Raw genomic sequence first — 24,641 nt, 5'->3', positions numbered from 1 at the left:
AATCGCGCAAGGCGGTTCGCAAGTGGTGTCCGGATCTGCTTTAAGCAACAAAAGAAGACGCCTCGAGCGTCTTTTTTTGTGCCCGAAGCTTCAACGCCTAGTCGCTGTCGGTTGCTGCAAGTAGCTATCCGATCACGTTATGCACCATATTGATTGATACTCCTCGGCAAGAGCTGGGGGCACACTCAAAACAGAAACGTCTGACACCCCATTACACGAAAAGCCCCGACTCTCGCGAGCCGGGGCTTTTTTGTGTCACTTACGGCAATCAGCCGTTGAACACTTCATCCACGCTGTTCAGCGGGTAGTGCTTCGGATACGGCAGGGTCGCCACACCGGACTCGATAGCAGCCTTGGCGACAGCATCGGAAACAACGGTGATCAGACGGGCATCCAGAGGCTTCGGAATGATGTACTCACGGCCGAATTCCAAGCCTTCGACGCCGTAGGCTTCGCAAACTTCCTTAGGAACCGGCAGCTTGGCCAGGTCTTTCAGGGCGATGGCGGCGGCAATCTTCATTTCTTCGTTGATGCGCTTGGCACGTACGTCCAGGGCGCCACGGAAGATGAAGGGGAAGCCCAGTACGTTGTTGACCTGGTTCGGGTAGTCGGAACGACCGGTGGCCATGATCACGTCGTTACGGGTGGCGTGAGCCAGCTCTGGGGAGATTTCCGGATCGGGGTTCGAGCAAGCGAACACGATCGGGTTGGCCGCCATCGACTTCAGGCCTTCTGCGCTCAGCAGGTTCGGGCCGGACAGGCCAACGAACACGTCAGCACCGTTCAAGGCGTCAGCCAGGGTGCGCTTGTCGGTCGCGTGGGCGAACTGCGCCTTGTACTGGTTCAGGTCGTCGCGGCCAGCGTGGATCACGCCGCTGCGGTCGATCATGTAGATGTTCTCGACCTTGGCACCCATGCTGACCAGCAGCTTCATGCACGAGATGGCGGCAGCGCCGGCACCCAGGCAGACGATCTTGGCTTCTTCCAGCTTCTTACCGGCGATTTCCAGGGCGTTGATCATGCCGGCCGCGGTGACGATCGCGGTGCCGTGCTGGTCATCGTGGAAGACCGGGATGTCGCACTGCTCGATCAGGGTGCGCTCGATTTCGAAGCACTCTGGAGCTTTGATGTCTTCGAGGTTGATGCCACCGAAGGTGATCGAAATGCGGCGAACGGTGTCGATGAAAGCTTGCGGGCTTTCCGACTCGACTTCGATGTCAAATACGTCGATGCCAGCGAAACGCTTGAACAGAACACCCTTGCCTTCCATGACCGGCTTCGAGGCCAGTGGGCCGAGGTCGCCCAGACCGAGGATGGCAGTACCATCCGAAATCACCGCAACCAGGTTGCCTTTACCGGTGTATTTGTAGGCCAGCTCTGGATCACGGCCGATTTCGCGCACGGGTTCTGCAACACCTGGGCTGTAGGCCAGGGCGAGGTCACGGGCAGTGGCGGTGGGCTTCGAGAGCTCGACGCTCAATTTCCCCGGACGAGGTTGAGCGTGGTATTCGAGAGCGGCGGTTTTCAGGTCTGACATGGTGGGCATTCCGCTATTTACTGTTCTGACGGACCGCCGAGGATACGCAAAGAGCCGGGGAGTCACAAGACTGGTCGGTCACTTGTGTCAAGGCCTTTAGCCTACGACTTTACGCTATAACCCACGGGGCATACGAGCCACAGTGTGTACAATCTAATACCGAAATGTCTACATCTTTTCAGCCTGAAATACGTTCTAACATGCTCGGATCGGTCAATGGCAACACCCAGCGTCGCTGCCCAGGCTTAAGGCCGCCCTTGCGGGAACGATCCAGCATCCAGCCACGCGCCTCGACTTGGCGCCCTTTGAGATTATCGAAGAAGCTGGCCGGGAAGTTGCGTTGCAGACGAGCGGGAACCTGCAGCACCACGGTGCTATCCAGGCTCAGCCAGACGCCGCCGCGGTTACGTTCGACCGCCTCGATTCGGCCACCGATGACAGCGAAGCCAGACTGCCTGACATCCCGCGCGCGCAGCACCGGGGAGCTTCGCCACAGCCCGACACCCGCCTTGCGCGCCGCTTGCTCGGCCAGTTGCTGGCACCCCACCAGGCGCACATTGGGGGCAACGGCAACGCGGTAGCCGAGCCCCTCGCTGAGCAGTTGTGCTTCCAGATTGTTGCCAGTGCGGCCGTAGATGTGCGCCAGTGTGCGGCCGTATTTGTCTTTGCCCTCAACGCCCGTCACCATCCCGACACGCCCGTCGCTGGCTTTGACCAAGGCTTGCAAGCGCCGCTTGGCCGCCTCGGCATAGGGCTCGCTGGTCCGCCCTTTGCGACCGATCTCCGGGGCGTTGATGCCGATCATGCGCACGCTGCGGCCGTCGGTCAGGCGCAAGGTATCGCCATCTACCACCTGCCGCACTGCCACCGGTTGAGGGTTGGCCGGCAGCGGGCAGAACGCCTGGGCAGGAAGATGCCAAATCGCGCCCACAAAAAAAGCGCCCACAAGGGGCGCTTTTTTTTGCAACAACGCGAAACCCGAGGGATTCGCCATGCGCATTATTACTTCTTGGCACCGAACATGCCGAAGCGATCGGCAAACTTCTGTACGCGACCACCGGTGTCCAGGACTTTCTGCTTACCGGTGTAGAACGGGTGGCACAGGTTGCAAACGTCGATCGACAGGGTGCTACCCAGGGTCGAACGGCTTTCAAACTTGTTGCCGCAGCTGCAGGTGACTGCAACTACTTCGTAGTTCGGATGAATATTTGCTTTCATGGTCACTTCCTCGAGCTGCGTGCCGCCACCCAACACCAATTGTTGAATACCGCACGTAATTAGGCGGCGAATAATACCAGAGCCCAGCCTCAGCGCAAGTTGTCGCTTGCACCGACTGTCGTCTGCTAGGCTCGCCAGTCTTTGAAATGCCCTTGCGAGACCTTCCGCGTGTCCGACGTCATCCTGCGCCTTGCCCTGCCCTCCCCGCTGCGTCGCCTGTTCGACTACAGGGCGCCGGCGAGCATGGCGCGCCAGCCCCTCACACCGGGCATGCGCATTCGTGTGCCATTCGGGCGCCGCGAGATGATCGGCGTGCTGGTGGAGGTGTGCGACCAAAGCGAAGTGCCCGCCGACAAGCTCAAGCCGGCCATTGCGCTGCTGGACCCGGTGTCGCCGCTGCCGCCGGCCCTGCTCAAGCTGTGCCTGTGGACGGCCCAGTACTACCAGCACAGCCTGGGCGATACCCTGAGCTGGGCCCTGCCGACCCTGCTGCGCCAGGGCGAACTGGCCGAGATGCGCCAGGAACGCTTCTGGCACGTCGCCGCCGATGCCCGCCACGATGACCCTCGCATCGCCCGCGCACCGCGCCAGCGCGATGCCCTGAAAACCCTGGCGCAGCACCCACACGGCGTGGCCCACAGCCTGCTGGGCAAGCTCAACCTGAACAAGGACAGCCTCGACCTGCTGCTGGCCAAGGAGCTGGTCACCGTCGAAGTACGCCGCCACCTGCCAACGCCGCGCCACGAGCACTGGCTGGCGCAGCCCGAACTGCCCCTCAACGAAGAGCAGCGCAACGCCTTCGATGCCGTGTGCCTGGGCCTTGGCAGTTTCAACGCGTTTCTGCTGGCCGGGGTTACCGGCAGCGGCAAGACCGAGGTCTACCTGCAGTTGATCCGCGAAACACTGGAGGCCGGTAAGCAGGCGCTGGTGCTGATCCCGGAAATCAACCTCGGCCCGCAGACACTGGCGCGCTTCGAGCAACGCTTCAACGCCCGCATCGCCTTGCTGCACTCGGCGGTCGGCGACCGCGAGCGGCTGGACGCCTGGCTGGCAGCCCGTGACGGCGAGGCCGACATCATCATCGGCACCCGCTCGGCGCTGTTCACGCCGATGAAAAACCCCGGCTTGATCATCATCGACGAAGAGCACGACGGCTCTTATAAACAGCAAGAAGGCCTGCGTTACCACGCCCGCGACCTGGCCCTGGTGCGCGCCCACCAGGAGAACATCCCGATCCTGCTCGGCTCGGCCACGCCGTCGCTGGAAACCCTGCACAACGCCCAGACCGGCCGCTACACCTTGCTGCGCATGAACCAGCGCGCCGGCGGTGCCCGCCCGCCGCGCATGCTGCGCCTGGACGTGAAAAGCCTGCCGCTGGACAGTGGCATCAGCGGCCCACTGCAGCAGGCCATCCGCCAGACCCTGGAAGCAGGCCAGCAAGTGCTGGTGTTCCTCAACCGCCGCGGCTTTGCCCCGACGTTGCTGTGCCACGATTGCGGCTGGTTGTCCGAATGCCCTCGCTGTGATGCGCGCATGACCGTGCACCAGCGTTCCGGCGTGCTGCGTTGCCACCACTGCGGTTATGACGAACGCCTGCCGCACCAGTGCCCACAGTGCAACCATGTCGACTTGCGGCCGGTGGGCGCAGGCACCGAGCGCGCCGAAGAGCGCCTTAAGGTGCTGTTCCCGGACTACCCGATCCTGCGCGTGGACCGCGACAGCACGGCGCGCAAAGACGCCATGCACAACCTGTTCGGCACCATCCAGCGTGGCCAGCCGAGCATCCTGGTGGGCACCCAGATGCTCGCCAAGGGGCACCACTTCCCACGCGTGACCCTGGTGGCCATCCTCGACGCCGACGGCGGGCTGTTCTCCGGCGACTTCCGTGCCAGCGAGCGCATGGCGCAATTGATCGTGCAGGTTGCCGGGCGTGCCGGGCGCGCCGAAGAGCCCGGCAAGGTGATCATCCAGACCCACCTGGCCGACCACCCCTTGCTGGTACAGCTGACCGAACAAGGCTATTTCGCCTTCGCCGAGCAAGCCCTGGACGAGCGCCGCGCCGCCGGCCTGCCGCCTTTTTCTCACCTGGCCTTGCTGCGCGCCGAAGCGCACAAACCGGGCCAGGCCGAAGGCTTCCTCGACGAAGCCTGCAGCGCAGCAGAGCGCCTGGTGGCCGAACAGCGCCTGCCGGGCATTGAACTGTTGGGCCCGGTACCGGCTCCCATGGAGCGCCGAGCAGGCCGCTTCCGCGCCCAATTATTGATACAGGCCAACACCCGGGCACCCCTGCATCGACTGATCAGCGCCTGGTTGCTAGTGTTGGAGCAAATGCCGAGCGGCCGACAGGTTCGCTGGTCGCTGGACGTGGACCCGGTAGACCTCTACTGACACCCTGAGCCTTGGCAAAGGTTGGCAACCCGCTCCCGGCAACGGATAATGCCCAGTTTTTCCACCTGCGCATCGAAGCGCTCCACCGCGCTTGCGGTCGAAAAGAGAACCCCATGAAAGACACCATTCGCCAGCTGATCCAGCAAGCCCTCACCCAACTCGTCACCGACGGTGTGCTGCCTGAAGGGCTATCGCCGGCGATTCAGGTGGAAAACGCCCGGGACAAGACCCACGGCGACTTCGCCAGCAACATCGCGATGATGCTGGCCAAGCCTGCCGGCATGAAGCCGCGCGACCTGGCCGAAAAACTGATCAACGCGCTGCCCGCCAGCGACGACATCAGCAAGGTCGAGATTGCCGGCCCAGGCTTCCTCAACTTCTTCCAGAACACCAGCGCTCTGGCCGACCGCCTGGACGCTGCCCTGGCCGATGACAATCTGGGCGTGCGCAAGGCCGGCCCGAGCGAAAAGGTCGTGATCGACCTGTCGGCCCCCAACCTGGCCAAAGAGATGCACGTCGGCCACCTGCGCTCGACCATCATCGGTGACAGCGTGGCGCGCGTGCTGGAATTCCTGGGTGACAACGTCATCCGCCAGAACCACGTCGGCGACTGGGGCACCCAGTTCGGCATGTTGATGGCCTACCTGCAGGAAAACCCGATCACCAGCGACGAGCTGTCGGACCTGGAGAACTTCTACCGCGCCGCGAAGAAACGCTTCGACGAGTCCGAAGAATTCGCCACCCGCGCCCGCGGCCTGGTGGTCAAGCTGCAGGCCGGCGACCCTGAGTGCCTGGCCCTGTGGACGCGTTTCAAGGACATTTCCCTGTCCCACTGCCAGAAAACCTACGAGCTGCTCAACGTCAAGCTGACCATGGCCGACGTCATGGGCGAAAGCGCCTACAACGACGACCTGGCCAACGTAGTCAGCGACCTCAAGGCCAAGGGCCTGCTGGTCGAGGACCAGGGCGCGCAGTGCGTGTTCCTCGAAGAGTTCAAGAACAGCGAAGGCGAACCCCTGCCAGTGATCGTGCAGAAGGCCGACGGTGGCTACCTGTACGCCACCACCGACCTGGCCGCAGTGCGCTATCGCAGCAATGTGCTCAAGGCCGACCGTGCCCTGTACTTCGTCGACCAGCGCCAGGCGCTGCACTTCAACCAGGTGTTCGAAGTGGCGCGCCGTGCAGGCTTCGTCGGCCACCCGATGCAAATGGAACACATGGGCTTCGGCACCATGAACGGCGCCGACGGTCGCCCGTTCAAGACCCGTGACGGCGGCACCGTGAAGCTGATCGACCTGCTCACCGAGGCCAAGGAGCGTGCCTACGCCCTGGTCAAGGAGAAGAACCCGAGCCTCGCCGAAGACGACCTGCGCCACATCGGTGAAGTGGTCGGGATCGGCGCAGTGAAGTACGCCGACCTGTCCAAGCACCGCACCAGCGACTACAGCTTCAACTTCGAGCTGATGCTCAACTTCGAAGGCAACACCGCGCCGTACCTGCTGTATGCCTACACCCGCGTGGCGGGCGTGTTCCGCAAGCTGGGCAAAGGCTTCGACGAGGTCGACGGCAAGATCGTGCTGCAGGCCGAGAAGGAGCTGGACCTCGCCGCGCGCCTGGCGCAATTCGGCGAAGTGCTTAACAGCGTGGCCGACAAGGGTACGCCGCACGTGCTGTGCAGCTACCTGTACGACCTGGCTGGCCTGTTCTCGAGCTTCTACGAGAACTGCCCGATCCTCGCCGCCGAAACCCCGGAGCAGCAACAGAGCCGCCTGCGCCTGGCTGCCCTGACCGGTCGCACCCTCAAGCAAGGTCTGGAACTGCTCGGCCTGGAAACCCTGGAGCGCATGTAAGTTGGCTGCCAAGAAAAAACCTGCTCCAAAACGCGGCGCCAGCCGCCAACAGGCGCCGGCCAAGCAGCCGATCCCGGGTTGGGTATGGCTGGCAGTCGGGTTGACCGTGGGCGCTTTCATCGTCTTTTTGATGAAGCTCGAGCCAGGCGGTGCGGACATCAAGCGCACCAAGCCTGAACAACAAAAACCGGAAAAGGTGGCCGAAGCCAGCAAGACCACACCCGCCACCCCGCAGCAGCCGGTGAAGCCGAAGTATGACTTCTACACCCTGCTGCCGGAGTCCGAGGTCATCGTGCCGCCGGAAGCCGTGCCAGAGAAGACGCCACCGGTGCCTGCCCAGCCAGTGACCCCGGTCACCCCGGCAGAGGCAGCGAAGATCGACACGGCACGCGCTCAGGCCGCCTTGCTGGGCCAGACGCCACCACCGGCACCGCCGGTGATCAAGCCTGCGGCCACCACGCAGTTCTTCCTGCAGGCCGGCTCGTTCCGCAAGCAGGCGGATGCCGACAAGGTCCGCGCGCAGATCATCCTGCTCGGCCAGTCGGTGAAGGTGGAGTCGGGGACGGTCAAGGATGAAACCTGGTACCGCGTACTGGTCGGCCCGTTCAGCAACCGCGAACAACTGACCGGGGCGCAGAAACAGCTTGCCGGCGCAGGCTTCAGCAACCTGCTGCTGCAACAGCGCCAGACCCGCCAGTAAAACTCGGTAGGAGCAGCCTTGTGCTGCGAAGAGGCCGGTGCAAACACCAAGGATGTTAGGTGTTTGTACCGGCCTCTTCGCAGCACAAGGCTGCGCCTACACGATCTGCAATCAGCGACGATCGCTGTTGGCTTCGGAAATCTGACTGTTCAAAGTCCAGAAGTCGTACAGCACGCCGACCAGGAACAGGCCGCCCGTGAAGAAGTAGATGATCGCGGTGATCCACTTGCCCTGGTACAGGCGATGCAGGCCAAAAATGCCCAGGAAGGTCAGCAGAATCCAGGCGATGTTGTAGTCGATCCGACCGGACCGGAAGCGCAAGTCGGCCTCCTTGTCCATCGCCGGGATCAGAAACAGGTCGATCAGCCAGCCGATGCCCAGCAGGCCCAAGGTAAAGAACCAGATCGTCCCAGTGATCGGCTTGCCGTAGTAGAAACGGTGCGAGCCGGTGAAGCCGAAAATCCACAACAAGTAGCCGATGACCTTACTGTGGGTGTCGTGAAGCGGCTCACCCTGTTGATAACTGTTCATTCATAGCCCTCGTGGGTTATCCGAAAATTTTCTAAGAAAAAATGTGACTTTCTCGTCGCAGGCCGACGTATGGCACCCCACCAATCGACCAACGGATCAGAAATTGATCAAAAAGCTGTTATAAAGTTGCGCGCCTAACACATAACTATTCATAAAGAGCTTCATCTATGCCGCCTTTACTCAAGACATGGCTGACCCTCTGTCTATTATTGCCCCTGGCCGCCCACGCCACCAATCGTGAGCAACGTCTTCCCAATGGTTTCACCGGCTATACCACCAATGCCTCGGTGAAACACGCGCCTGCCAAGCACACCACGCTGCGCGCACGCCCAAGCAACGCGGCCGGCAGCCGTGGGCTGCCGGTTGCCTCCATGTCGCCGAAGCAGAGCAGCGATGTGCTCAGCCGTGCGGTGAATGTGCTCGGCACGCCCTATGTCTGGGGCGGCAGCAGCCCGAAAAAGGGCTTCGACTGCAGCGGCCTGGTGAAATACGCCTTCAATGATGTGGCCGATGTCGACCTGCCACGCACCTCCAATGCCATGGCCCAGGGCCACGGCGTGAAGGTGGCGAAGGGCGACCTCAAGCCTGGCGACCTGATCTTCTTCAACATCAAGAGCCGACGGGTAAACCACGTTGCCATCTACCTGGGCAACGACCGCTTCATCCATGCCCCGCGTCGCGGCAAGCGGGTGAGCATCGACACCCTCAGCAAGCCTTACTGGCAGAAGCACTATGTCGTGGCCAAGCGGGTGTTGCCGAAAGAACAGCAGCAGCTGGCCCTGGCCAAGCGCTAATCGAGCCTCGACCACGGCTCTGGTAGGAGCAGCCTTGTGCTGCGAAGAGGCCAGTGAAAACACAGCGGATCGTCGCTGACGTCACCGGCCTCTTCGCAGCACAAGGCTGCTCCTACACCCATCCCATTACTTTCAGCCTTTGCATCGCCCCTTCCATCGTCCGCATCCCCTCCGCCGCCCCCGTCTGCATCACCGAACTCAGCTGCGCCATCCGCCCTTCGCGAATCAGGTTACGCACTGCCGTGTTAGCCACCAACACCTCCCGCGCCGCTACCCGCCCGCCGCCCACGCGCTTGACCAGCACTTGCGCCACCACCAGGCGCAGCGACTCGGCCAGCATCGCCCGCACCAGCGGCTTTTCCTCGGCGGCAAACACCTCCACCAGCCGGTCGATGCTGCCTGCAGCCGAGCGCGTGTGCACGGTTGCCAGCACCAGGTGCCCCGTTTCTGCCGCCCGCAATGCCAGGCGAATCGTCTCCAGATCGCGCAACTCGCCGATCATGATCACATCCGGGTCCTGACGCAGCGCACTGCGCAGCCCTTGCGCAAACCCGCGGCAATCGCGGCCCATCTCGCGCTGGTTGATAAGGCTCCGTTGGCTGCTGTGGATAACTTCCACAGGGTCTTCCAGGGTGATGATATGCAGTGACCGCTCGCGGTTGAGCTGATCGAGCAGCGCCGCCAAGGTGCTGGACTTGCCACTGCCAGTGGGCCCGCCCACCAGAATCAGGCCATCGGAACACTGCGCAACAGCTTGAAACACTTCCACAAGGTCGAGCTCGTCCAAAGTCGCAATGCGTCTGGGTATCAGGCGAAAGGTCGCCGCAACCCCATTCAACTGGCGGAACAGGTTCAGGCGAAAACGGCCTAACGCTGGCAGCGCCAACGCAAGGTCCAGCTCATCCCCCTGCGCCCATTGCCGGCAAGCGTCATCGCCCAGCAAGGGCGCCATGGCATCACTCAGCGCCGCTGCCGTCAGCGGCGGCAGGTCCATGCGTTGCAGCTCGCCATCCAGGCGCAGCATCGGTACCTGGCCCACGGCCAGGTGCAGGTCCGAAGCCCGCGCATCCACAGCACGGGCCAACAGGTCGGTCACATCCATGAGACTCCCCAAAGGCGATCAAGCAGGTAGAATGCCGCAGACCCTTTCGCCGCCGGCATCGATCCATGTCCACCATAGCAGACAACCTATCCGCCCTTGCCGCCCGCATCGCCAGCGCCGCCCAGGCCGCCGGGCGGGACCCGGCCAGCATCCAGTTGCTGGCTGTGAGCAAGACCAAGCCCGCCAGCGCCATCCGTGAAATCTACGCCGCTGGCGTGCGCGATGTCGGCGAAAACTACCTGCAGGAAGCCCTGACCAAGCAGGAAGCGTTGCGCGACCTGCCCTTGATCTGGCACTTCATCGGCCCCATTCAGTCGAACAAGACCAAAGCCATTACCGAGCATTTCGACTGGGTACATTCCGTGGACCGCCTGAAAATCGCCCAACGCCTCTCGGAGCAACGCCCTGCTGCACTGGCACCGCTGAACATCTGCCTGCAGGTGAATGTCAGTGGCGAAGACAGCAAGTCCGGCTGCGCCCCGGGCGACCTGCCGGCGCTGGCCGCGGCCGTGGCGAAACTGCCCAATCTGCGCCTGCGCGGGTTGATGGCCATCCCGGAGCCCACCGATGACCGCGCCGCCCAAGAGGCCGCTTTTGCCAGCCTGCGCACCTTGCAGCAGCGCCTGGGCCTTGGCCTGGACACCTTGTCCATGGGCATGAGCCACGACCTGGAGGCGGCGATTGCCCAGGGAGCGACCTGGGTACGTATCGGCACCGCCCTGTTCGGTGCCCGCGACTACGGGCCCGTCTGATTCCATGCTTTACTCACTCTTTCCCACAAGGACCTGACATGAGCAAGACACGTATTGCCTTTATCGGCGCCGGCAACATGGCCGCCAGCCTGATCGGCGGCCTGCGTGCCCAGGGCCTGGAGGCTTCGCAGATCCGCGCCAGCGACCCGGGCGCCGAGACCCGTACCCGCATCCAGGCCGAGCACGGCATCGAAACCTTCGAAGACAATGCCCAGGCAATCGCTGACGCCGACGTGATCGTACTGGCGGTCAAGCCGCAGGTCATGAAGGCCGTTTGCCAAGCCCTGCAAGTCCACCTGCAGGAAGGCCAGCTGATTGTTTCCATCGCTGCCGGTATCACCTGCGCCAGCCTGCAGAGCTGGGTAGGCCCACGCCCGGTGGTGCGCTGCATGCCCAACACGCCAGCGCTGCTGCGCCAAGGCGTCAGCGGCCTGTACGCCACCCAGGAAGTCAACGCCGAACAGCGGCAACAGGCCGAACAGCTGCTGTCTGCCGTGGGCACTGCCCTGTGGCTGGACCAAGAGCAGCAACTGGACGCAGTGACCGCCGTCTCCGGCAGCGGGCCGGCGTACTTCTTCCTGCTGATCGAGGCAATGACCGCCGCAGGCGAAAAGCTCGGCCTGCCTCGCGAAACCGCCTCCCAGCTGACCCTGCAGACCGCGCTGGGGGCGGCGCGCATGGCCGTGGCCAGCGATGTCGACGCTGCCGAACTGCGCCGCCGTGTCACCTCGCCAGCCGGCACCACCGAAGCTGCGATCACGTCGTTCCAGGCCAACGGCTTCGAAGCCATCGTCGAGCAAGCGCTGCAGGCCGCAGCGACGCGCTCCGCCGAGCTGGCCGAACAACTGGGCAAATAAGGAGCTTTAGATGAATGCACTGTCTGGCGCCGCGATCTTCGTGGTGCAAACCCTGGTCAGCCTGTACTTGGTGATCGTCCTGCTGCGCTTCGTGCTGCAACTGGTCAAGGCCAACTTCTACAACCCGCTGTGCCAGTTCGCGGTACGCGCCACCCAGCCGCTGCTCAAGCCGATCCGCCGGGTCATCCCCAGCGTTGGCGGCCTGGACACCTCGTCGCTGCTGCTGGCAGTGGTCATCCAGGCGCTGCTGATGGGCTTCGTGCTGATGGTCACCTACGGCACCTTCGGTGACGTGCTGCACCTGCTGATGTGGGCCATCATCGGCATCACCTCGCTGTTCCTGAAGATCTTCTGGGTGGCGATGATCGTCATGGTGATCGTCTCCTGGGTCGCGCCAAACAGCCACAACCCGGCGGCGGAGCTGGCCTACCAGATCAGCGAACCGGTGCTGGCACCGTTCCGCCGCCTCGTGCCTAACCTGGGCGGCATGGACATCTCGCCCATCTTCGCCTTCCTGGCGATCCAGGTGATCCAGTCGTTCGTCATGCCGCCGCTGGCTGCCTATGCCGGCATGCCTCAAGAACTGTGGCGGATGATCTGATCCAACGCCCTTGAACATCGACACCCCCTGCGGCAAGCCTTTGCTTGCCGCAGGGGGTAGCGCTCTTTAGACTTACGCCTCCGTCAAGCGTGAGCAGGGTCGATGTCCACTGTCCTTCCCGAAGATTCCGTCGGTCTGGTTACACCGCAAACAGCCCGGTTCGAAGAACCGCTGGCCCTGGCCTGTGGCCGCTCGCTGGCCAGCTACGAGCTGGTCTACGAGACCTATGGCACCCTGAACGCCAGCGCCAGCAATGCCGTGCTGATCTGCCATGCCTTGTCCGGCCACCACCATGCCGCCGGCTACCATGCCGCCACCGACCGCAAGCCGGGCTGGTGGGACAGCTGCATCGGCCCCGGCAAGCCAATCGACACCAACCGTTTCTTCGTGGTCAGCCTGAACAACCTCGGCGGCTGCAATGGCAGTACTGGCCCGAGCAGCGTCAACCCGGCTACCGGCAAGCCCTATGGCGCCGACTTCCCGGTGCTGACCGTGGAAGACTGGGTGCACAGCCAGGCACGCCTGGCTGACCGCCTGGGCATTGGCCAGTGGGCGGCCATTGTGGGCGGCAGCCTTGGCGGCATGCAGGCACTGCAATGGACCATCACCTACCCCGACCGCGTGCGGCACTGCGTCGATATCGCCTCGGCGCCCAAGCTCTCGGCACAGAACATTGCCTTCAACGAAGTGGCGCGCCAGGCCATCCTCACCGACCCGGAGTTCCACGGCGGTTCGTTCCAGGACCAGGGCGTGATCCCCAAGCGCGGGCTGATGCTGGCGCGCATGGTGGGCCATATCACCTACCTGTCCGATGATTCGATGGGTGAAAAATTCGGCCGTGAGCTCAAGAGCGACAAGCTCAACTACGACTTCCACAGCGTCGAATTCCAGGTCGAAAGCTACCTGCGCTATCAGGGCGAGGAATTTTCCGGCCGTTTCGACGCCAACACCTACCTGCTGATGACCAAGGCCCTGGACTACTTCGACCCGGCCGCAGCCCAGGGTGGCGACCTTGCCGCCACCCTGGCCTCGGTCACGGCAGACTACTGCATCATGTCGTTCACCACCGACTGGCGCTTCTCGCCTGCCCGTTCACGCGAGATCGTCGATGCGTTGATGGCCGCGCGCAAGAACGTGTGTTACCTGGAGATCGATTCACCTTATGGGCACGATGCCTTCCTGATCCCCACACCTCGCTACATGCAGGGTTTCTCGAACTACATGAACCGCATCGCCATCTGAGGACAGCATGAGAGCCGATCTGGAAATCATCCACGACTGGATTCCCGCCGGCAGCCGGGTACTCGACCTGGGCTGCGGCAGTGGCGAACTGCTGGCCTCGCTGCGTGACCGCAAGCAGGTCACCGGTTACGGCCTGGAGATCGACGCCGACAATATCGCCGCGTGCGTGGCCAAGGGCGTCAACGTCATCGAACAGGACCTGGACAAGGGCCTGGGCAACTTTGCCAGCAACAGTTTCGATGTGGTGATCATGACCCAGGCCCTGCAGGCCGTGGAGTACCCCGACCGCATCCTCGACGAGATGCTGCGCGTGGGCCGTCAGTGCATCATCACCTTCCCCAACTTCGGCCACTGGCGCTGCCGCTGGTACCTGGCGACCAAAGGCCGCATGCCGGTTTCGGACTTCATGCCGTATACCTGGTACAACACGCCGAACATCCACTTCTGCACCTTCGCCGACTTTGAAGAGCTGTGCCACGAGCGCCACGCCAAGGTCCTCGACCGGCTGGCCGTCGACCACTTGCACCGTAATGGGTGGGGCGGCCGGCTATGGCCTAATCTTCTAGGTGAGATCGGCATCTATCGCGTCAGCAGCCCAGGCCTGCAGGAGCACCAGCTCGCGGTCTGACGCCCACCGGAGGAATCGCACCATGCGTCGCCTAGCCCTGTTCCTGATCAGCCTGTGCCTGGCCCTGCCTGTACTGGCTGCCGATGCCGCCCGTCCCGAGCGCAAGGAAGTGTTTGGCGACGTGACGGTACACTACAGCGCGTTCACCTCAAGCATGCTGACGCCGGAGGTGGCCGCTAGAACGGGCCTGGTGCGCAGCAAGAACCAGGGCGTGCTCAACATTGCCGTGATCAAGGCCGACAAGCCAGCCATGGCGGTCGTCAGCGGCACGGTGAAAGACCTCACCGGGCGCAGCAACCCGTTGTCCTTCAAGCCGATCACCGAACAAGGCGCGATTTACTACATCGCCCAGTTCAAGATCGAACAGCCAGAAACCGTGACCTTCGACATCAATGTCGAAACCGGCGGCATCAGTCACTCTCTCAGCTTCAACCAGGAAGTGTTCCCAGGCGAATGATGAATTTCCAGCAACTCGTATTGGCCAGCCACAATGCCGGCAAACTCAAGGAACTCCAGGCCATGCTTGGGGCGTCCGTACAGCTGCGCTCGATCGGTGAATTCAGCCAGGTCGAGCCAGAGGAAACCGGCCTGTCGTTCGTCGAGAACGCCATTCTCAAGGCACGCAATGCCGCGCGCATCTCTGGCCTGCCAGCACTGGCCGATGACTCGGGCCTGGCCGTGGACTACCTCGGCGGCGCGCCGGGTATCTATTCTGCTCGCTATGCCGAGGGCAAGGGTGACGCGGCAAACAACGCCAAGCTGCTGGACGCCTTGAAAGACGTGCCCGAGGCCGAGCGCGGCGCTCAGTTCGTCTGCGTGCTGGCGCTGGTGCGTCACGCCGACGACCCGCTGCCGATCCTGTGCGAAGGCCTGTGGCACGGGCGCATCATGTTTGAGGCCAGCGGTGAGCACGGCTTTGGCTACGACCCGCTGTTCTGGGTGCCAGAGCGCAATTGCTCGAGCGCGGACCTCGCCCCTGTCGACAAGAACCAGCTCAGCCACCGCGCCCGCGCCATGGTCCTGCTGCGTCAACGCCTGGGCCTGGCATGATCGAAACGTTGTCCATCCAACCGCACCCGGCGGGTGCGGCTGGTTTCGCCGTGCTGCCGCCTTTGGCGTTGTACATCCACATCCCGTGGTGCGTACGCAAATGCCCTTATTGCGACTTCAATTCCCACGCGGCGGGCCCAGAGCTGCCTGAAGAGGCTTATGTCGACGCCCTGCTGACCGACCTCGATCAAGAGCTGGCAGCCGTACAAGGCCGCCCGATCAGCTCGATCTTCTTCGGTGGCGGTACGCCGAGCTTGTTCAGTGCCAACGCCCTTGGGCGGCTGCTGCGTGGCGTTGAACAACGCATCCCGTTCGCGCCGGACATCGAAATCACCCTGGAGGCCAATCCCGGTACGTTCGAGCAAGAGAAGTTCAAGGCGTACCGGCAGACGGGCATCAATCGCTTGTCCATCGGCGTGCAGAGCTTCCAGCCCGCCAAGCTGGAGGCGCTCGGGCGCATCCACAACGGCGACGAAGCGATCCGTGCCGCCGACATGGCGCGCGCCGCCGGGTTCGACAACTTCAACATGGACTTGATGCACGGCCTGCCCGACCAGTCGCTGGACGACGCGCTGGGTGACGTGCGCCAGGCGATCGCCCTAGGGCCGACCCACTTGTCGTGGTACCAGCTGACCGTAGAGCCGAACACGGTGTTCTGGAACCAGCCACCCGAGCTGCCCGAGGACGACATCCTGTGGGATATCCAGGAGGCCGGCCAAAGCCTGATGGCCGAGCACGGCTACCGCCAGTACGAAGTGTCGGCCTATGCCCAGCCAGGCCGTGCTGCCAAGCACAACCTCAATTACTGGCGCTTCGGTGATTTCATCGGCATCGGCGCGGGTGCCCACGGCAAGCTGACCTTCGCTGACGGGCGCATCCTGCGCACCTGGAAAACCCGCCTGCCCAAGGACTACCTGAACCTGGCCAAACCGTTCAAGGCTGGCGAAAAGCGGCTGCCGGCGGACGAGCTGCCCTTCGAGTTCCTGATGAACGCCTTGCGCCTGACCGATGGCGTCGAAGCCGAACTGTTCATCCAGCGCACCGGCCTGCCGCTGGCGCAACTGGCCGAGGCCCGTCGCGCGGCCGAACAAAAGGGCCTTTTGCAGGTCGAACCGGATCGATTGGTGGCCACGCCGCGCGGCCAGTTGTTCCTCAATGACCTGCTGCAGTATTTCTTGACCTAAGGATGACCCATGGACCTGGTACTTGATCTGCTTGCAACGGCTTCCCGCTGGAGCCGCAGCAACCTGTCGGAGATTTCGCTGGCCTTGGTAGGCTGCCTACTGGTGCTGTTCGGCACCGATATCAAAGCCACGGTGGAACAACGCCTAGGCAGCCTGGCCGGCGCCCTGCGCGTGCCGTTCATGGCCCTGCTGGTGATGATCGGCAGCGGCGCAGCGCTGATCTATGCCACGCCGTGGGTGGTGAAGGGGCTGGGCCAGTTCAATAATTATGCGTTGGCACCCGTGCTGCTGGTGGTGCTGGTGTTGATCGGCGTGGTGGCTGATCGGCGGGGGTAAGGCACGACTACAGCATTTCACTTTCCCTGTGGGAGCGGGTTTACCCGCGAACACGGGCGAAGCCCGTGCCATATACCGCGTCGCATTCTTCGCGGGTAAACCCGCTCCCACAGAATCCCCCGCGGTCTTGAATACAAACAAGATCCGGATGAGTACGGGGTCTTTCAGTGAAAGCCCGAAGCGAAGGATCCTCAGTCTGATCGCTTCAATAAAAAAACCGCCCTTCTCAGGCGGTTTTTTTGTCTGTCATTTCAGCAGGCTGAGCTCGAAAGGCTCAAGCGCCCAATCAATCCACCTTCTCGAACTTCAAATCCCAAACCCCATGCCCCAAGCGCTCACCACGGCGCTCGAACTTGGTGATCGGCCGCTCTTGCGGACGTGGCACATACGCGCCATCCGCCGCCTGGTTACGGTAACCGGGCGCAGCGCTCATCACTTCCAGCATGTACTCGGCATACGGCTCCCAGTCGGTCGCCATGTGGAACACGCCACCCGGCTTGAGCTTGCGGCGTACCAGCTCTGCGAATTCCAGCTGCACGATGCGGCGCTTGTGATGGCGCGCCTTGTGCCAAGGGTCTGGGAAGAACAGCATCAAACGGTCGAGGCTGTTGTCGGCCACGCAGCGGTTGAGCACTTCGATGGCATCGCAGTCATACACCCGCAGGTTCTTCAGCCCTTGGGTCAGCACGCCATTGAGCAGCGCGCCAACACCCGGACGGTGCACTTCGACACCGATGAAGTCCTGCTCAGGCGCGGCAGCGGCCATCTCCAGCAGGGAGTGGCCCATGCCGAAACCGATCTCCAGGGTGCGCGGCGCCGAACGGCCGAACACCTGATCGTAGTCCACCGGGCTGTCGGCCAGGGGCAGGATGAACAGGGGGCCACCCTGGTCCAGGCCGCGTTGCTGACCTTCGGTCATGCGCCCGGCGCGCATCACGAAACTCTTGATACGGCGGTGTGGGCGCTCTTCGCCTTCGGCGGTGATCGGCGTTTCTTGCGATTCAGTCATCAGGAGCTCTTACTTGATCAGACCATCCAGCGGCGAAGAGGCGCTGGCATAGAGTTTCTTCGGCATGCGGCCGGCCAGGTAGGCCAGGCGACCGGCCACGATGGCGTGCTTCATGGCTTCAGCCATCAACACCGGTTGCTGGGCATGGGCGATGGCCGAGTTCATCAGCACTGCCTCGCAGCCCATCTCCATGGCGATGGTGGCGTCGGAGGCGGTACCCACGCCGGCATCGACCAGCACCGGCACCTTGGATTCTTCGAGGATGATCTGCAGGTTGTAGGGGTTGCAGATGCCCAGGCCGGTACCGATCAGGCCAGCCAGCGGCATGACCGCAATACAGCCCGCTTCGGCCAGCTGACGGGCGATGATCGGGTCGTCGCTGGTGTAGACCATCACGTCGAAACCGTCCTTGACCAACACTTCGGCGGCCTTGAGGGTTTCGATTACGTTGGGGAACAAGGTTTTCTGGTCGGCCAGCACTTCCAGCTTGACCAGGTTGTGGCCATCCAGCAGTTCACGGGCCAGGCGGCAAGTGCGCACGGCTTCGACAGCGTCGTAGCAGCCCGCAGTGTTCGGCAGGATGGTGTAACGGTCGGGTGGCAGCACATCGAGCAGGTTCGGCTCGCCCGGGTTCTGACCGATGTTGGTACGGCGCACAGCGACGGTGACGATCTCGGCACCCGAGGCCTCGATGGCCAGGCGGGTTTCTTCCATGTCACGGTATTTGCCGGTGCCGACCAGCAGGCGCGACTGGAAAGTGCGCCCGGCCAGGGTAAAGGGCTTGTCGCTACGAACGTTGCTCATCGTTGTTCCTCGGGAAAAGGTTACTGGGCTTGCGTGTGAACCGCCGAGCCGCTATCAGCCGCCGCCGATGGCGTGGACCACTTCAACCTGGTCGCCTTCGTTCAGCGCAGTGCTGTCGTGCTGGCTACGCGGCACGATATCCAGGTTGAGTTCCACTGCTACCCGGCGCCCGGTGAGGTCCAGGCGCGTCAGCAGGGCCGCGACGCTTTCGCCAGCGGGCAGTTCGTAAGGTTCACCGTTCAGTTGAATGCGCATGCGCACGGCCACCATTGTGCTTTGGGGCACGCATTCTAGCGCCGAACACCCCGTTTACCCAAGGCCGGTGCACGCCATTAGTCGCGATTGTGGACCACTCGGTCAGCCCAGCCGCCAGGCTGCCAGGCCCAGGCACAGCCACCCGGCGAGGAAGCACAGGCCGCCAAAGGGCGTGATGATGCCGAGCTTGCTCACGCCTGTCAGGGTCAGCAGGTACAGGCTACCGGAGAACAGCAGGATACCCAGCGCGAACAGACCGCCGGCCCAGCCCACCAGGCGCCCCGGCAAATGCGCTGCCAGCACGGCGACACCGAAAATCGCCAGGGCATGCACCAACTGGTAGGTCACGCCGGTGTGGAAGATGGCCAGGTAGTCTGGCGTCAGGCGGTTTTTCAGCCCATGCGCGGCGAAAGCGCCCAGGGCCACACCGGTAAAGCCGAAAAAGGCGGCAAGCATGAGGAAGCTGCGAAGCATGGGACGACTCCTTGTATCGGGTCTGTATAATGGCCCGTTCCACCCGCCCGGCCAAGCCATCGACATGCTGCCATCCCTTATCCGCCGCCTCACTCGCGCCCTGCTCTGGTTCGCTGCCGGCAGTATCGTATTGGTGCTGGTGTTTCGCTGGGTGCCGCCCCCCGGCACGGCGTTGATGGCCGAGCGCAAGGTCGAGTCCTGGCTGAATGGCGAGCCCATTGACCTGCAGCGCGACTGGGAACCGTGGGAGAACATCTCCGATGAGCTCAAGGTCGCGGTCATTGCCGGTGAAGACCAGAAGTTCGCCACCCATTGGGGTTTTGACATCCCGGCCATTCAGGCAGCGCTGGCCTACAACGAACGCGGCGGCAACATTCGCGGGGCCAGCACGCTGACCCAGCAGGTGGCCAAGAACCTGTTCCTGTGGTCGGGCCGCAGTTGGTTCCGCAAGGGCCTGGAAGCCTGGTTCACGGCGCTGATCGAGCTGTTCTGGTCGAAGGAGCGCATCCTCGAGGTCTACCTGAACAGCGCCGAATGGGGCAATGGCGTGTTTGGCGCCCAGGCGGCGGCGCGCTACCACTTCGGGGTCGACGCCAGCCGTCTCAATCGGCAACAGGCCGCGCAACTGGCTGCGGTACTGCCCAGCCCGATCAAGTGGAGCGCCAGCCGGCCCAGCGCCTATGTGGCCAGTCGGGCCGGGTGGATTCGGCGGCAGATGAGCCAGTTGGGTGGGCCTAGCTACCTGATGCAGCTGGATGCTTCGCGCAGGCTTTGAATCATCGACGGGCTTTACCGGCCCTTTCGCAGCACAAGGCTGCTCCTACAGGTATAGCGCCGGACCTGAGCAGCCTTGTGCTGCGAAAGGGCCCGTAAAGCCAACACAAACAAAAAAGCCGCCAACCCTCTTCAGGCCAGCGGCTTTTTGGTACAGCCAAGCGTGAATCACACCGTGATCAACGCCTTGACCTTGTTCATCGCATTCTTTTCCAGCTGACGAATACGCTCAGCCGACACGCTGTACTTGTCCGCCAACTCATGCAACGTCGCCTTCTCTTCCGCCAACCAGCGCTGGTAGAGAATGTCACGGCTGCGCTCGTCCAGGCCTTGCAGTGCTTCATGCAGGTTGCTGGTGGAGTTGTCGCTCCAGTCGGCATCCTCAAGCTGTACGGCCGGGTCGTAGCGGTGGTCTTCCAGGTAATGCGCAGGCGACTGGAACGCGCTGTCATCATCGGCTTCCGCCGCTGGGTCAAAGGCCATGTCCTGGCCACTCAGGCGGCTTTCCATCTCGCGCACTTCACGCGGCTCGACGCCCAGGCTCTCTGCCACGCGATGAACTTCATCGTTGTTCAGCCAGGCCAGACGCTTCTTCTGGCTGCGCAGATTGAAGAACAGTTTACGCTGGGCCTTGGTGGTCGCCACCTTGACGATGCGCCAGTTGCGCAGGATGAATTCGTGGATTTCGGCCTTGATCCAGTGCACGGCAAAGGACACCAGGCGCACGCCCATCTCTGGGTTGAAGCGTTTGACGGCCTTCATCAGGCCGACGTTGCCTTCCTGGATCAGGTCAGCCTGAGCCAGGCCGTAGCCTGCATAGCTACGGGCGATATGTACGACGAAACGCAGGTGGGCCATCACCATTTGCCGAGCGGCCTCGAGATCCTGCTCGTAATAGAGACGCTCGGCCAGATCACGCTCCTGCTCGACCGTCAGCAGCGGGATGCTGTTGACCGTGTGCACATAGGCTTCCAGGTTTGCACCGGGCACCAGGGCATAGGCAGGTTGCAACGATGTGGTCATTCAAGAACCTCCGACTTACTAGACTCGCGCCTTGTGGGCACTGCCAACATTGACCGGAAACCGGTAAACAAGTTCCCAAAACGGTAATAAAGTCAATGCTGGCACGGGAAAAACTATCGTGGCGCCAGCTCGTTCAAATGGCGAGCGACCGCGATCCATGCACCGATATACCCCAACAGTACTGCTCCGATCAAGAGCGACAGACCATCGGACGCCGGCACCCCACCCAGGGCGAAGTCACTGCCATACAGCCCGGAGAGCCCGACGACCGCCTGGTTAAGCCAGTTCAGGCCGAATGCCAGGATGCCCCAGGCCAACAGCCCCGCGCCCAGGCCATACAAGGCGCCCATGTACAGGAACGGCCGGCGTACATAGCTATCGGTGCCGCCGACCAGCTTGATCACTTCGATCTCGGTACGGCGGTTTTCAATATGTAGACGAATTGTGTTACCGATTACTAACAGCAGTGCAGAAATCAGCATGACGGCCAGGCCGAAGACAAAGCGATCACCCAGTTTCAGGATTGCCGCCAGGCGCTCGACCCAGACCAGATCCAGCTGTGCCACTTCGACCTTTGGCAGCTCCGACAGGCGCTGACGCAAGGCTTCAAGTGCTGGCTTGTCGACCTCGGTCGGGGTCACCACCACTACGCCAGGCAGCGGGTTCTCGGGGAGCTCGCGCAACGCCTCACCCAGGCCGGACTGCTGCTGGAACTCTTCCAGCGCTTGATCGCGGCTGACATACAGCGCGTCGGCCACCCCAGGCATGTGCTTGATCTCGTCGCGCAGCGCTTCACCTTCCTTGCTGCCAGCATCGAGTTTGAGGTACAGCGAAATCTGCGCGGCGCGCTGCCAGGAGCCGCCGAGCTTTTCGACGTTCTTCAGCAGCAACGACAGGCCCATGGGCATGCTCAACGCCACTGCCATTACCAGGCAGGTGAAGAAGCTGCCGATCGGCTGCTTGCCGAGGCGACGCAAGCTGTCGGCCATGCTCGCGCGATGGCTTTCCAGCCAGGCGTGCAGCAGTGTGCGGAAATCTGGGCCGTCATCGTCGTCGCGCTTTTTCTTCGCCGGTTGCGGGTCGGCGGGTTTCGGCGCAACCCGTTCGGAAACCTTCGGCGTACGTGTAGTGCTCATTGCCCGGCCTCCCCATCGCCGATCAGACGGCCGCGCTGCAGGGTCAGCATGCGATGCCGCATGCGCGCGATCAGTGCCAGGTCGTGGCTGGCGATCAATACCGTGGTGCCCAGGCGGTTGATGTCTTCGAACACGCCCATGATCTCTGCGGCCAGGCGCGGGTCAAGGTTGCCGGTGGGTTCGTCGGCCAGCAACAGGGCCGGCTGATGGACGATGGCACGTGCGATACCGACCCGTTGTTGCTGCCCCGTGGACAAATCGGCCGGGAACAGTTCGCCTTTGTCGGCCAGCGAGACACGCTCCAAGGCCGAGTCGACGCGTTTGGTGATCTCGGCCTTGGACAGGCCGAGGATCTGCAGCGGCAAGGCGATGTTGTTGAACACCGTGCGGTCGAACAGCAACTGGTGGTTCTGGAACACCACACCGATCTGCCGGCGCAGGAACGGGATCTGCGCATTGCTGATCTGGCCCAGGTCCTGCCCTGCCAGCAGCAGCTTGCCGCTGGTCGGGCGCTCCATGGCCAGCAGCAGGCGCAGCAAGGTGCTCTTACCGGCACCCGAGTGCCCGGTGACGAACAGGAATTCGCCCCGGCGCGCCCGGAAACTCAGCTCATGCAAGCCTACATGGCCATTGGGATAGCGCTTGGCAACCTGTTCGAATCGGATCATGGATGCTCTCGCTCGGCGAACAGCGCTTTGACGAACGGCTCGGCTTCGAAGGTGCGCAGGTCGTCAATACCTTCACCCACACCGATGAAACGGATCGGAATGCTGAACTGCTTGGCCAGGGCGAAGATAACGCCGCCTTTGGCGGTGCCGTCCAGCTTGGTCAGGGCCAGGCCGGTCAGTTCGACGCTCTGGTTGAAGTACTTGGCCTGGCTGATGGCGTTTTGGCCGGTGCCGGCGTCGAGCACCAGCAGCACCTCGTGCGGCGCCTCGGCGTCGAGCTTGCCGATCACTCGGCGCACCTTCTTCAGCTCTTCCATCAGGTTGTCTTTGGTGTGCAGACGGCCTGCGGTATCAGCGATCAGCACGTCGACGCCACGGGCCTTAGCGGCCTGCACGGCGTCGAAGATCACCGAGGCCGAGTCGGCACCGGTGTGCTGGGCGATTACCGGGATCTGGTTACGCTCACCCCAAACCTGCAACTGCTCGACCGCCGCGGCGCGGAACGTGTCGCCCGCAGCCAGCATGACCTTCTTGCCTTCCAACTGCAGCTTCTTGGCCAGCTTGCCAATGGTGGTGGTCTTGCCGGCGCCGTTCACGCCAACCACCAGGATCACGTAGGGTTTGTTCTGCGCCTGGATCTTCAGCGGCTGCTCGACCGGACGCAGCAGTGCGGCCAGTTCTTCCTGCAGCGACTTGTACAGCGCATCGGCATCGGCCAACTGCTTGCGGGCGACCTTCTGGGTCAGGTTCTGGACGATGGCCGAAGTCGCTTCCACGCCAACGTCGGCGGTCAGCAGGCGGGTCTCGATCTCGTCGAGCAGGTCGTCATCGATGACTTTTTTGCCCAGGAACAGGCTGGCCATGCCTTCGCCGATACTGGCGCTGGTCTTGGACAGGCCCTGTTTGAGGCGGGCGAAGAAGCCGGGTTTGGACTGTTCAGTGGCGACCGGGGCGGCAACGGGCTCGGGTTCGACCGGGGCCAGAGCTGGAGCTGCTGGAGTTTCTGCAGCTGGAGCTGGAACCGCGACCGGGGCGGGCTCGGCAACCACCGGCGCTGGCTGGGGTGCGGCTGCCGCCGGCGCGGCGGGCTCGACCGCTGGTCGCTCAGGAATTGCAGGCGGGGCCGTGGGCTCAAGGTCCGGCACCAGGGCCACAGGCTCTTCGGCAACTGGCAATACCAGATTGCTGACAGGCGGCTCGACGGCGCGAATTACCGGGGCTTCGGGGGCAGTCACCACCGGCGCTTGGGGTTCGACCTGCGGCGCACTGGCTTGCGCGTTCGCGGGCATGCTCGCCGCCACAGGGGGCTGGGCAGGCTGAGAAGGCTCAGGGTCAGCCAGGGCCGGCACAGGTTGAGGCGGCTCGGGCGCAACAGGGGCTTGTGCGGCCACCGGCTCGGCCGGCGCCACAGCAGGCTGCTCGACGGCAGGCTGCGCTGCTACCGGCGCTTCAGCCTGTGGCTCGGGGGTTTGCGGCTGTTCGGCGACAGGTTGCTGCGGCTTCTTGCGAAACCAGCTGAACAGGCCTTTCTTTTCGCCAGACTCGGCCGGCGCTTTTTTGTCGTCGTTGGAACCAAACATGGAGGACGGCTATCTCAGGGTAGCGATGCGCCAGCAATGACGCATCGGGAATTCTCTATACGCAGAACAGACTATCTTGAAGCCGGCTGGTTCATGCGCAACGTTTTGTCTTAGTGTCCTGTGGGCCAGAACGGCGACAGGCATGGTC

The 24,641-nt window shown here is 62.9% G+C and carries 27 protein-coding genes; 14 read left to right on the top strand and 13 right to left on the bottom strand.

All coding sequences use genetic code 11. From position 1 onward, the window contains the following. Nucleotides 1–268: 268 nt before the first annotated feature. The 3 genes from QOS90_RS02290 to rpmE all read right to left on the bottom strand — a co-directional run bounded on the left by QOS90_RS02290 (nucleotide 269) and on the right by rpmE (nucleotide 2,755). Nucleotides 269–1,537: a malic enzyme-like NAD(P)-binding protein gene (locus tag QOS90_RS02290; RefSeq protein WP_027592351.1), complete on the bottom strand. Its 1,269-nt coding sequence runs from the start codon at nucleotides 1,535–1,537 to the stop codon at nucleotides 269–271. A gap of 178 nt (nucleotides 1,538–1,715) precedes the next feature. Continuing rightward, complete coding sequence (locus tag QOS90_RS02285; protein ID WP_027592350.1) at nucleotides 1,716–2,537, bottom strand: thermonuclease family protein; 822 nt, start codon at nucleotides 2,535–2,537, stop codon at nucleotides 1,716–1,718. Between the two features lie 2 nt (nucleotides 2,538–2,539). Then, nucleotides 2,540–2,755 carry a 50S ribosomal protein L31 gene (gene rpmE, locus QOS90_RS02280; RefSeq protein WP_027592349.1) on the bottom strand — a complete coding sequence of 72 codons (216 nt, stop codon included), beginning with the start codon at nucleotides 2,753–2,755 and terminating at the stop codon, nucleotides 2,540–2,542. 168 nt (nucleotides 2,756–2,923) lie between these two features. Between rpmE and QOS90_RS02275 the strand changes: the two genes are divergently transcribed. The 3 genes from QOS90_RS02275 (at nucleotide 2,924) to QOS90_RS02265 (ending at nucleotide 7,693) form a co-directional block, all read left to right on the top strand. After that, nucleotides 2,924–5,143 carry a primosomal protein N' gene (locus tag QOS90_RS02275; protein WP_027592348.1) on the top strand — a complete coding sequence of 740 codons (2,220 nt, stop codon included), beginning with the start codon at nucleotides 2,924–2,926 and terminating at the stop codon, nucleotides 5,141–5,143. Nucleotides 5,144–5,256: 113 nt separating this feature from the next. After that, a complete protein-coding gene (gene argS, locus QOS90_RS02270; RefSeq protein WP_027592347.1) occupies nucleotides 5,257–6,993 on the top strand; it encodes an arginine--tRNA ligase in 1,737 nt (578 codons plus the stop codon). Between the two features lies 1 nt (nucleotide 6,994). Continuing rightward, nucleotides 6,995–7,693, top strand: a complete 699-nt coding sequence (locus tag QOS90_RS02265) for an SPOR domain-containing protein (RefSeq protein ID WP_027592346.1) — start codon at nucleotides 6,995–6,997, stop codon at nucleotides 7,691–7,693. 111 nt (nucleotides 7,694–7,804) lie between these two features. On the opposite strand, the gene QOS90_RS02260 is transcribed toward QOS90_RS02265, so the two are convergent. Next, nucleotides 7,805–8,224, bottom strand: a complete 420-nt coding sequence (locus tag QOS90_RS02260; protein ID WP_085272247.1) for an NINE protein — start codon at nucleotides 8,222–8,224, stop codon at nucleotides 7,805–7,807. A 167-nt stretch (nucleotides 8,225–8,391) separates the two neighbouring features. Between QOS90_RS02260 and QOS90_RS02255 the strand changes: the two genes are divergently transcribed. Next, on the top strand, nucleotides 8,392–9,018 hold the full coding sequence (locus QOS90_RS02255) for a C40 family peptidase (RefSeq protein WP_085272246.1): 627 nt from the start codon (nucleotides 8,392–8,394) through the stop codon (nucleotides 9,016–9,018). A 112-nt stretch (nucleotides 9,019–9,130) separates the two neighbouring features. On the opposite strand, the gene QOS90_RS02250 is transcribed toward QOS90_RS02255, so the two are convergent. Further along, the gene (locus QOS90_RS02250) at nucleotides 9,131–10,120 is read right to left on the bottom strand and encodes a type IV pilus twitching motility protein PilT (protein ID WP_085272245.1); all 990 of its coding nucleotides are present in this window, start codon (nucleotides 10,118–10,120) and stop codon (nucleotides 9,131–9,133) included. A 65-nt stretch (nucleotides 10,121–10,185) separates the two neighbouring features. On the opposite strand from QOS90_RS02250, the gene QOS90_RS02245 reads away from it, so the two are divergent. The 9 genes from QOS90_RS02245 (at nucleotide 10,186) to QOS90_RS02205 (ending at nucleotide 16,770) form a co-directional block, all read left to right on the top strand. Further along, nucleotides 10,186–10,872: a YggS family pyridoxal phosphate-dependent enzyme gene (locus QOS90_RS02245; RefSeq protein ID WP_085272244.1), complete on the top strand. Its 687-nt coding sequence runs from the start codon at nucleotides 10,186–10,188 to the stop codon at nucleotides 10,870–10,872. Between the two features lie 38 nt (nucleotides 10,873–10,910). After that, nucleotides 10,911–11,729, top strand: a complete 819-nt coding sequence (proC, locus tag QOS90_RS02240) for a pyrroline-5-carboxylate reductase (RefSeq protein ID WP_085272243.1) — start codon at nucleotides 10,911–10,913, stop codon at nucleotides 11,727–11,729. A gap of 10 nt (nucleotides 11,730–11,739) precedes the next feature. After that, complete coding sequence (locus QOS90_RS02235; protein ID WP_027592340.1) at nucleotides 11,740–12,330, top strand: YggT family protein; 591 nt, start codon at nucleotides 11,740–11,742, stop codon at nucleotides 12,328–12,330. Between the two features lie 102 nt (nucleotides 12,331–12,432). Beyond that, the gene (gene metX / locus QOS90_RS02230) at nucleotides 12,433–13,572 is read left to right on the top strand and encodes a homoserine O-succinyltransferase MetX (protein WP_027592339.1); all 1,140 of its coding nucleotides are present in this window, start codon (nucleotides 12,433–12,435) and stop codon (nucleotides 13,570–13,572) included. Nucleotides 13,573–13,579: 7 nt separating this feature from the next. Further along, the gene (gene metW / locus QOS90_RS02225; protein ID WP_008092977.1) at nucleotides 13,580–14,200 is read left to right on the top strand and encodes a methionine biosynthesis protein MetW; all 621 of its coding nucleotides are present in this window, start codon (nucleotides 13,580–13,582) and stop codon (nucleotides 14,198–14,200) included. Nucleotides 14,201–14,222: 22 nt separating this feature from the next. Then, nucleotides 14,223–14,657 carry a DUF4426 domain-containing protein gene (locus tag QOS90_RS02220; RefSeq protein WP_085272242.1) on the top strand — a complete coding sequence of 145 codons (435 nt, stop codon included), beginning with the start codon at nucleotides 14,223–14,225 and terminating at the stop codon, nucleotides 14,655–14,657. Next, the gene (rdgB, locus tag QOS90_RS02215) at nucleotides 14,654–15,250 is read left to right on the top strand and encodes an RdgB/HAM1 family non-canonical purine NTP pyrophosphatase (protein ID WP_085272241.1); all 597 of its coding nucleotides are present in this window, start codon (nucleotides 14,654–14,656) and stop codon (nucleotides 15,248–15,250) included. The genes QOS90_RS02220 and rdgB overlap by 4 nt, the downstream gene beginning before the upstream one ends. Further along, nucleotides 15,247–16,434 (top strand): radical SAM family heme chaperone HemW, encoded by a 1,188-nt coding sequence (gene hemW / locus QOS90_RS02210; protein WP_027592336.1) that lies wholly within the window; start codon nucleotides 15,247–15,249, stop codon nucleotides 16,432–16,434. Before rdgB ends, hemW begins: the two co-directional genes overlap by 4 nt. A 9-nt stretch (nucleotides 16,435–16,443) precedes the next feature. Then, nucleotides 16,444–16,770 (top strand): DUF3392 family protein, encoded by a 327-nt coding sequence (locus tag QOS90_RS02205; RefSeq protein ID WP_027592335.1) that lies wholly within the window; start codon nucleotides 16,444–16,446, stop codon nucleotides 16,768–16,770. 286 nt (nucleotides 16,771–17,056) lie between these two features. On the opposite strand, the gene trmB is transcribed toward QOS90_RS02205, so the two are convergent. The 4 genes from trmB to QOS90_RS02185 all read right to left on the bottom strand — a co-directional run bounded on the left by trmB (nucleotide 17,057) and on the right by QOS90_RS02185 (nucleotide 19,312). Then, nucleotides 17,057–17,779, bottom strand: coding sequence for a tRNA (guanosine(46)-N7)-methyltransferase TrmB (gene trmB, locus QOS90_RS02200; RefSeq protein WP_027592334.1), 723 nt, complete (start codon nucleotides 17,777–17,779; stop codon nucleotides 17,057–17,059). A 9-nt stretch (nucleotides 17,780–17,788) separates the two neighbouring features. After that, on the bottom strand, nucleotides 17,789–18,583 hold the full coding sequence (locus QOS90_RS02195; RefSeq protein WP_027592333.1) for a thiazole synthase: 795 nt from the start codon (nucleotides 18,581–18,583) through the stop codon (nucleotides 17,789–17,791). A gap of 54 nt (nucleotides 18,584–18,637) precedes the next feature. Beyond that, entirely contained in the window at nucleotides 18,638–18,838 is a 201-nt protein-coding gene (gene thiS / locus QOS90_RS02190) for a sulfur carrier protein ThiS (RefSeq protein WP_033693942.1), read from the bottom strand. A gap of 102 nt (nucleotides 18,839–18,940) precedes the next feature. Beyond that, a complete protein-coding gene (locus tag QOS90_RS02185) occupies nucleotides 18,941–19,312 on the bottom strand; it encodes a DUF423 domain-containing protein (protein ID WP_027592331.1) in 372 nt (123 codons plus the stop codon). Nucleotides 19,313–19,376: 64 nt separating this feature from the next. On the opposite strand from QOS90_RS02185, the gene mtgA reads away from it, so the two are divergent. Beyond that, complete coding sequence (gene mtgA, locus QOS90_RS02180) at nucleotides 19,377–20,087, top strand: monofunctional biosynthetic peptidoglycan transglycosylase (RefSeq protein WP_027592330.1); 711 nt, start codon at nucleotides 19,377–19,379, stop codon at nucleotides 20,085–20,087. Nucleotides 20,088–20,254: 167 nt separating this feature from the next. Here the strand turns inward: mtgA and rpoH are convergent, their stop codons facing one another. From rpoH to ftsY, 4 genes are all read right to left on the bottom strand, one after another. Next, nucleotides 20,255–21,109, bottom strand: coding sequence for an RNA polymerase sigma factor RpoH (gene rpoH / locus QOS90_RS02175; RefSeq protein ID WP_023378197.1), 855 nt, complete (start codon nucleotides 21,107–21,109; stop codon nucleotides 20,255–20,257). A gap of 113 nt (nucleotides 21,110–21,222) precedes the next feature. Then, nucleotides 21,223–22,245 (bottom strand): permease-like cell division protein FtsX, encoded by a 1,023-nt coding sequence (gene ftsX, locus QOS90_RS02170; protein WP_085272240.1) that lies wholly within the window; start codon nucleotides 22,243–22,245, stop codon nucleotides 21,223–21,225. Then, a complete protein-coding gene (ftsE, locus tag QOS90_RS02165; protein ID WP_027592328.1) occupies nucleotides 22,242–22,913 on the bottom strand; it encodes a cell division ATP-binding protein FtsE in 672 nt (223 codons plus the stop codon). The genes ftsX and ftsE overlap by 4 nt, the downstream gene beginning before the upstream one ends. Beyond that, nucleotides 22,910–24,493: a signal recognition particle-docking protein FtsY gene (ftsY, locus tag QOS90_RS02160; protein WP_027592327.1), complete on the bottom strand. Its 1,584-nt coding sequence runs from the start codon at nucleotides 24,491–24,493 to the stop codon at nucleotides 22,910–22,912. Before ftsY ends, ftsE begins: the two co-directional genes overlap by 4 nt. Nucleotides 24,494–24,641 lie beyond the last annotated feature (148 nt).

Source organism: Pseudomonas sp. LAIL14HWK12:I10 (assembly GCF_900184205.1).
Classification (GTDB): domain Bacteria; phylum Pseudomonadota; class Gammaproteobacteria; order Pseudomonadales; family Pseudomonadaceae; genus Aquipseudomonas; species Aquipseudomonas kermanshahensis.
Note: the sequence above shows the minus strand (reverse complement) of the source record. Positions and strands in the feature narration are given on the sequence as shown.

Excerpts from the sequence above, each read along its gene's own strand:
- QOS90_RS02290 (WP_027592351.1), bottom strand. The coding sequence starts at position 1,537 with ATGTCAGACCTGAAAACCGCCGCTCTCGAATACCACGCTCAACCTCGT.
- QOS90_RS02285 (WP_027592350.1), bottom strand. The coding sequence starts at position 2,537 with ATGCGCATGGCGAATCCCTCGGGTTTCGCGTTGTTGCAAAAAAAAGCG.
- rpmE (WP_027592349.1), bottom strand. The coding sequence starts at position 2,755 with ATGAAAGCAAATATTCATCCGAACTACGAAGTAGTTGCAGTCACCTGC.
- argS (WP_027592347.1), top strand. The coding sequence starts at position 5,257 with ATGAAAGACACCATTCGCCAGCTGATCCAGCAAGCCCTCACCCAACTC.
- QOS90_RS02260 (WP_085272247.1), bottom strand. The coding sequence starts at position 8,224 with ATGAACAGTTATCAACAGGGTGAGCCGCTTCACGACACCCACAGTAAG.
- QOS90_RS02255 (WP_085272246.1), top strand. The coding sequence starts at position 8,392 with ATGCCGCCTTTACTCAAGACATGGCTGACCCTCTGTCTATTATTGCCC.
- QOS90_RS02250 (WP_085272245.1), bottom strand. The coding sequence starts at position 10,120 with ATGGATGTGACCGACCTGTTGGCCCGTGCTGTGGATGCGCGGGCTTCG.
- QOS90_RS02245 (WP_085272244.1), top strand. The coding sequence starts at position 10,186 with ATGTCCACCATAGCAGACAACCTATCCGCCCTTGCCGCCCGCATCGCC.
- proC (WP_085272243.1), top strand. The coding sequence starts at position 10,911 with ATGAGCAAGACACGTATTGCCTTTATCGGCGCCGGCAACATGGCCGCC.
- QOS90_RS02235 (WP_027592340.1), top strand. The coding sequence starts at position 11,740 with ATGAATGCACTGTCTGGCGCCGCGATCTTCGTGGTGCAAACCCTGGTC.
- metX (WP_027592339.1), top strand. The coding sequence starts at position 12,433 with ATGTCCACTGTCCTTCCCGAAGATTCCGTCGGTCTGGTTACACCGCAA.
- metW (WP_008092977.1), top strand. The coding sequence starts at position 13,580 with ATGAGAGCCGATCTGGAAATCATCCACGACTGGATTCCCGCCGGCAGC.
- QOS90_RS02220 (WP_085272242.1), top strand. The coding sequence starts at position 14,223 with ATGCGTCGCCTAGCCCTGTTCCTGATCAGCCTGTGCCTGGCCCTGCCT.
- rdgB (WP_085272241.1), top strand. The coding sequence starts at position 14,654 with ATGATGAATTTCCAGCAACTCGTATTGGCCAGCCACAATGCCGGCAAA.
- hemW (WP_027592336.1), top strand. The coding sequence starts at position 15,247 with ATGATCGAAACGTTGTCCATCCAACCGCACCCGGCGGGTGCGGCTGGT.
- QOS90_RS02205 (WP_027592335.1), top strand. The coding sequence starts at position 16,444 with ATGGACCTGGTACTTGATCTGCTTGCAACGGCTTCCCGCTGGAGCCGC.
- trmB (WP_027592334.1), bottom strand. The coding sequence starts at position 17,779 with ATGACTGAATCGCAAGAAACGCCGATCACCGCCGAAGGCGAAGAGCGC.
- QOS90_RS02195 (WP_027592333.1), bottom strand. The coding sequence starts at position 18,583 with ATGAGCAACGTTCGTAGCGACAAGCCCTTTACCCTGGCCGGGCGCACT.
- thiS (WP_033693942.1), bottom strand. The coding sequence starts at position 18,838 with ATGCGCATTCAACTGAACGGTGAACCTTACGAACTGCCCGCTGGCGAA.
- QOS90_RS02185 (WP_027592331.1), bottom strand. The coding sequence starts at position 19,312 with ATGCTTCGCAGCTTCCTCATGCTTGCCGCCTTTTTCGGCTTTACCGGT.
- mtgA (WP_027592330.1), top strand. The coding sequence starts at position 19,377 with ATGCTGCCATCCCTTATCCGCCGCCTCACTCGCGCCCTGCTCTGGTTC.
- rpoH (WP_023378197.1), bottom strand. The coding sequence starts at position 21,109 with ATGACCACATCGTTGCAACCTGCCTATGCCCTGGTGCCCGGTGCAAAC.
- ftsX (WP_085272240.1), bottom strand. The coding sequence starts at position 22,245 with ATGAGCACTACACGTACGCCGAAGGTTTCCGAACGGGTTGCGCCGAAA.
- ftsE (WP_027592328.1), bottom strand. The coding sequence starts at position 22,913 with ATGATCCGATTCGAACAGGTTGCCAAGCGCTATCCCAATGGCCATGTA.
- ftsY (WP_027592327.1), bottom strand. The coding sequence starts at position 24,493 with ATGTTTGGTTCCAACGACGACAAAAAAGCGCCGGCCGAGTCTGGCGAA.